Here is a 6,190-nt window from a genome sequence, read left to right on the forward strand (position 1 = left end):
GACGTAATTGAAGATACTATCAATTTGGGAGGGGTGACCTTCCGATTTATCGATACGGCGGGTATTCGCACCACGCTTGATAAGATTGAGAATATGGGTATTGAGCGTACCTTCCAAAAGATGCGCCAGGCTCAAATCGTTATGCTTTTGATTGATGCTAACCGTCCTGTTGAGATGCTGAATGAATCTATTGCTAAAGTCAACGATACGATTGATCGCGATCAGCAAAAACTGATTGTTTGCCTGAATAAGATCGACCTGTGCAAGGATACTGAGGCGCTAGCCAAGCAACTGGTAGGGCTGAATGGAGAAGATAAGCTCATGTTTATCTCAGCCAAAGAACAAGAGAATACCGATGAATTGGCCACCGAATTACTGAAAGTGGTGAATATGGACACCCTGAACGAACAGGATGTGATTGTCACCAATGCCCGCCATTTCGAAGCTTTAAATTCGGCTCTTGGTAGTATCACACGAGTGAACAATGGCCTGGAGAATATGATTCCAACAGATTTCCTGGCTCAGGATATTCGTGAGTGCCTGCATTTCCTTGGTGAGATTACTGGCGATATATCAAGCGATGAGGTGCTTGGGAATATCTTCAAGAGCTTTTGCATTGGCAAGTGATCAAGCAATAAACATTAAAATACTGAGAGGCTGTTCCTAATGGGACAGCCTTTTTTGTTTGTATGGAAGGCTTAAGTTATTTAAGATATCAGGCTAACTGTTTTAAGGGATAGGTATCTTCTTGGAAACAAGAGTAAAGTCATTTAATCAAAGAGTTCTTCTATTTAATACAAGAGTCGAGTGATTTTATAGGTGAGACATATCGATCTGGAAAGAGTCAGACCCCATGATATTTTATCTGACAAAGTTTGTGCAGTGCTGTTGTTCTAATTAATCATCTTCGTATAGTTTCTTGGCCTTCCCAAGCAGACCACTTATTCTTTTTTTCAAGGAGGGAGGAGAGAGTACCTCAAGGCTGGGGCCAAAGCCCAGTAGAAGTCTTTCCATCTCGTAGTTGGGCACCAGCTTAATGTTATTGTGATACCATCTTTATCATTGTGAATCACTTCCGGAGAAGAATGTAAGGGTTTGGTAAGAACGTATGGCGCATTTTTCCTGTCAAGTTTTAGAATAATATTTCTGGCTAGTAAGCCATCGTTTACAGTTACGCCAATCACATTTTTATAATAAGCATCCGGATTAAAATTTTCATCATCATAGAATTTCATCTCATCTATAAGCTGAACGGATTGGATTCTATCTAGAGCCAGAGTCATCATCTTTTTCTTAGCAGAGTTATCTCTACCCACAATAAACCATCTGTTGTTGAATTCCTATATTAAATAAGGATGTAGATAGATGGGATTACTGAGAACTTTTCGCTACGATTACGAAAGGATTGATGGAATGGCTACTGGAGTTTAAAGAATATAGGAGAGAACCAATCGACTATTGATATAAACTATAAGTAGAGCTTGAATTGTAGAAGAATGCTAAAACAAATCGTCTATGAAAGTAACCGATATTAGAATTTCCAGGCTCACTCAGAATACCGCACGTCAAGAAGTCAATTGAGTAGGTGAGGCATTCGTTGATAAATGTTCTGGCGGTATACCCTTCGAAGAGTTCCTCAAGTCTCTAAACTCATTTAAATGAAAAAGTCAGAGCTACATACCAAGTCTATTGATAGTCCAAGAAGAAATGCTTTTGATATTGCTTGCACTTTAGAATTATTGAAGTCGGTTGTCAGTGAACTAGAATTCCTAGAATAATATCTTAGTTCACTACGAAATTGATTAAGCTTTTTCTTAAATAGGTTTATACATCGCTTAAAACCACAGTCTAATCAAAATGTTTTTTTAGTAACTATCCTTTCTCCTTAAATTGAGGAATCTTAAACTCAGTTAAAAAAATGCTCAGCGAAAATAATGCATATAGAGAGCTTGTAAAAGTCATTACTTTACAAGAATTTGATCCAGATCTTCCTGACTATATAGATGAGCTTTATCCTCATTACGAAATAAAGAATACGCATATTTTCCCAAACCAATATTTCTATATTATCAGAGCCACTGATTTAAAGTTTATATATGTTTCTCCAGCGGTACAGAGAATAACTGGTTATACGCCTGAAGAATTCCCAAACATTATTTTTGAAAACATACATTCAGAAGAACAAGATATCATTTTTAAAGCAAATTGTGCTGCCTATAAATATGGTCAAGCCTTAAAAGTAGAAGATATTGGGGTACTCTCCCTTCAGGTAAATAACCGAATGAAAAGAAAAAATGGAGACTACTTCCACCAACTCCGACTTACAACTAATATTCGATCGGATAGGAAAGGGCATCTATTGTTTATTTTAAGTGTTTGTACCGATATCTCGGATATCAAATTTGACAACAAAGTCAAAATTAAAATTTTCACTAAAGATGAAACTCTTTTTTCACTGTCAAATGACAAATTTCAGGAACGTGTAGATCGATTAACCAATAGGGAAAAGGAAATCGTTAAGCTGTTGTGTCAAAATCTTTCGAGTAAACTTATTGCGAATACCCTATATATAAGCCGGCATACAGTAGATACACATCGAAGAAATATTTTAAAAAAACTGGAAATTGCCGATACCAGGCAAATTCATTTTTTCCAAAACATCTAAGTTTATGCTTTCATGAAAAAACACGATTTATTCATGGTAATCATATTTTTAAAATAACAAACTGAGTCCCATAATGGAACTCAGTTTGTTATTTCTACATTTTTTAACAGCAACTATAGTCGACAATTCTTTTTCAGAAAACCAAATCTAAATATAATCTTAGTGTTTTAATGATAATTAAGTGTTCCAGGAAAGCAAACGAATTAAATATTATCCTGTAAAGTGTGTCTGTCATTTATTGGCATTTTACGGGATAGTGCTCATCATAAAAAAGTCTGCTATTGAACTGCCTTTCTCATATCGCCTGCAAACAAAACTTAATTAGTATTGTTTGGCGTGTCATTCCCTGAGCCATTCGTATGGTAAATACAAATAACCTTTCCACTTGGGAAAATTAGTGCCTGATAATCTATATGCCCTAATGGTCCATATAGTGTGATTTTAGCAACACCTTTTTCAGGGATTGCAGGATTCCCCTCACTTAAATACCAAATGGTTTTCCACATTACATTACCACTTGGTGTGTCAACGGTCATAAAACTTGTTGATGGGACTAATTCGTTCAAGGATAAATAATGAATACCATCTTTGACGACAATTGCCTGAGCTTGTACGTCTTGAGGCATCGTAAACGCCGCTAGTACCAAGCCAATAAATAAAACTTTCAAAATTTTCATAATACAATGTTTTTTTAATTTGCATTAAGGAATTAATTAGAACATGATAGTAATACAACAAATTTTTGTTGTATTCGGGAGAGGATCTTAAACATTTATCAGTGTTAATTCTGATTCATTTAAGTTGTAATTGCGCAATTTTTTGTTTTCCCAAAGAGAATTTAAAGTGTTTATTTTTATTTCAGAAAAGGAGCACTACTTGTGACATATAATCCCCTAGATTTCTCAAAGTTACGATGGGATTTTTTTGATGTAAATACTCAATGTTGAGTATTTTGGAGTTTGTTATCGTTATTCTCTAAAAGAGGTTGGAGTGTGCCACTGTACAGAGAATGAGCGTGTGTTTAAAGTATATTTGATAATAATGCAATATTAAATAGTAGTGTTGTTTTTATAGTAACAGAATTTTCTTTATTAAGAATTCAGTAAGATTTTTACAGTCCAGTATCTTTCTCGTTTCAGAATGCATTGGGTAAGGCATATTATTCCAATGAAATTAAGGATAATCAAGCTGCAGCAAATGTAAAAGATCTAGCTGGAAATGGTAATTTATAGGCGGTTGAAATTACGATTGTCTTTACTGGAATTGAAGAGATTGAATCTAAAGCCTACCAAATTTACCCTAATCCGGTAAAAGATTACTTGACTGTTTCATCATCTGATATGAATCAAGAAGTCCTTATTTAGATCTTGACTGCTTCAGGTAAGCTCATATTCTCTGACAAGTGGATGTCTTCATTTACACATGAAATTGATTTTTCAAATTACTCTGATGGACTTTACTTTATATGATTACAGTCTGATGGTGAAGTTATAACTCGGCAAGTAATCAAGCAATAAACATTAAAATACTGAGAGGCTGTTCCGAAAGGAGCGGCCTTTTTTGTTTGTATGGAAGCGTTAAGTAATTTGATAAATCAGAGTGTCTGTTTTAAGGGACAGTCATCTTTTTGGATACAAGAGTCGGGTGATTTTTATAGATGAGTCACACCGATCTGAGAAAGAAACAGACCTCACCAAAGAATGCCACCGCATCATCAGCCTCATCGCCCAACAGAGCAAGAATGAAACTGGCTTTAGCCTCATTCTCTCAAATTTGAATCAAAAATTCTGATTTGGATTTATTATTGTGTTAGCCTGTTGTTCAGTAATATAATTCACCAACCAAGTTGTTTGTTCTCATGCAGGTCAATATCTTTCTTAATTACTTTGTTTTGATTATTAATTGTAGCCCAAAGGTGATAGCTTTGCGACGGGTCATAACTTCTTTACCTGAACTAGGGCTACTCATTTTACAATTTAAATATGCGATATTTCATACACTTAGGATTCGACGGTAGCAACTACAGGGGGTGGCAGAGCCAAAAAACGCCTAGAAACACCGTTCAAGAAGTTGTAGAGAAAGCACTCTCTCTAATCTTTAAAAAAGAAGTGAGTGTTTATGGTTGCGGGCGTACTGATGCTGGTGTTCACGCCAGTCAATATGTCATTCAAATCAACCTTGATGAAGCTCCCGTATTTGATTTGAAATTTCGACTGAACAAAAACTTACCTGATGACATCTCAGTTTTTGAGATCATCGAAGTAGACGTAGATCAACATTGTCGGCATGATGCTGTGGCGCGCACCTACGACTATTTCATTCATTGGAACAAAAACGCGGTACTCTTTCGTTACAGTTCCTTCTATGAGGATTTGACATTAGACTTCGATCTGATGAGAAAAGCTGCTGCTCTTATCCTAAAAACGATAGACTTTAAACCACTATGTAAGCAGCCTGATTCGTACAATAATACTTTGTGTCAGATAAGGAATTGTGAAGTGTTCGTCGATGAGGAACAGGGACGATTACGGTTCACAATCACCGCCAATCGCTTTCTTCGAGGAATGGTTAGGATTTGCGTTTTCTTTTTAATGCAAGTGGGGAGTGGTAAAATGTCTTTAAAAGAGTTTAAGGAAATTTTGAATCAGGAAAAAGATTTGGATGAAAGGCTGACTGCATATCCGAATGGACTTTTTCTTAGCAGCATTGAGTATCCCTTTTTGAAATTGAATAATTCGTATAATATCATCAAGATGTTGAGGTTTGGCTTGGAGTAGTTGCAGCCTGGCACAAATTAGAATTAAAAAGGCTTGCCGATGAATTAGGTGAAAAAAGCACAGAACACAGATTAAAAAAACATAGACGGTTCGTGGGGTTTCTTTCTCCACCCCGAAATCCAATATCAATTCCCAGGGGATTTATCCCATGGTTCACCTACTATCAAAACCAATCTACAGTGTTCGCAATACCTGTTAGGTCTTTTTTATGCAGAGAAAAGATCGCATAGCCTTTATCAGTGAATTTAAATCTATATTTGCACCCCATTATAGAACCCAAGAAGCTGAATAATGGAGAATGCGTAACCACTTTTTTGTGGTATGATCAAATAGAACTATAAATAAGTCACCTCAATATGAAAGATCTTTCCAAAGTAGAAAAGATAAACACAGTAATTGAAGAATATTTTAAAGCAAATGCTACACTTACCATAGCACCGGTAAAAGATTTGATGCCAGCATTTATTAAAGCTGGAATATTTACAAAGGATATTAAAAAAGGATTGCCAATTCGCTTAATCCTTAGAGAACTCGATGACAGCAATCAGTTGGCTTTAATCCCTTTTGTGCATGCCGAAAGACATGGAGAACATACTTATTGGTACTTTGTTCCGACTCATGCAAGCACTCCGGATGCTCCCTACAAACAGGAAAAAAAGAACCCAGAAAACGATCCGATAGCGATTCGTTTAAACAGTGACGAAACCTATGTTATCGGTTTATGCGATAAAGTATTATCTCTAAAAGC

5 protein-coding genes and 1 pseudogene are annotated in these 6,190 nt (G+C 36.0%); 4 read left to right on the top strand and 2 right to left on the bottom strand.

Annotated elements, in window-relative coordinates:
• Positions 1-627 (top strand): GTPase (locus ABY905_RS12755; protein WP_372644469.1); only part of this gene is annotated, 627 nt, incomplete at its 5' end.
• A gap of 326 nt (positions 628-953) precedes the next feature.
• Here ABY905_RS12755 and ABY905_RS12760 read toward each other — a convergent pair.
• Positions 954-1,322, bottom strand: a pseudogene (locus tag ABY905_RS12760) (WYL domain-containing protein); the annotation flags it as partial.
• Between the two features lie 596 nt (positions 1,323-1,918).
• On the opposite strand from ABY905_RS12760, the gene ABY905_RS12765 reads away from it, so the two are divergent.
• Entirely contained in the window at positions 1,919-2,665 is a 747-nt protein-coding gene (locus tag ABY905_RS12765) for a LuxR C-terminal-related transcriptional regulator (RefSeq protein WP_372644471.1), read from the top strand.
• A 317-nt stretch (positions 2,666-2,982) separates the two neighbouring features.
• On the opposite strand, the gene ABY905_RS12770 is transcribed toward ABY905_RS12765, so the two are convergent.
• Complete coding sequence (locus ABY905_RS12770) at positions 2,983-3,291, bottom strand: hypothetical protein (RefSeq protein WP_372644473.1); 309 nt, start codon at positions 3,289-3,291, stop codon at positions 2,983-2,985.
• 1,356 nt (positions 3,292-4,647) lie between these two features.
• Between ABY905_RS12770 and truA the strand changes: the two genes are divergently transcribed.
• Positions 4,648-5,442, top strand: coding sequence for a tRNA pseudouridine(38-40) synthase TruA (truA, locus tag ABY905_RS12775; RefSeq protein WP_372644475.1), 795 nt, complete (start codon positions 4,648-4,650; stop codon positions 5,440-5,442).
• Between the two features lie 356 nt (positions 5,443-5,798).
• On the top strand, positions 5,799-6,190 hold a 392-nt coding region (locus ABY905_RS12780), incomplete at its 3' end, for a hypothetical protein (protein WP_372644477.1).

Source organism: Ancylomarina sp. (assembly GCF_041555295.1).
In the GTDB taxonomy this organism is placed as follows: domain Bacteria; phylum Bacteroidota; class Bacteroidia; order Bacteroidales; family Marinifilaceae; genus Ancylomarina.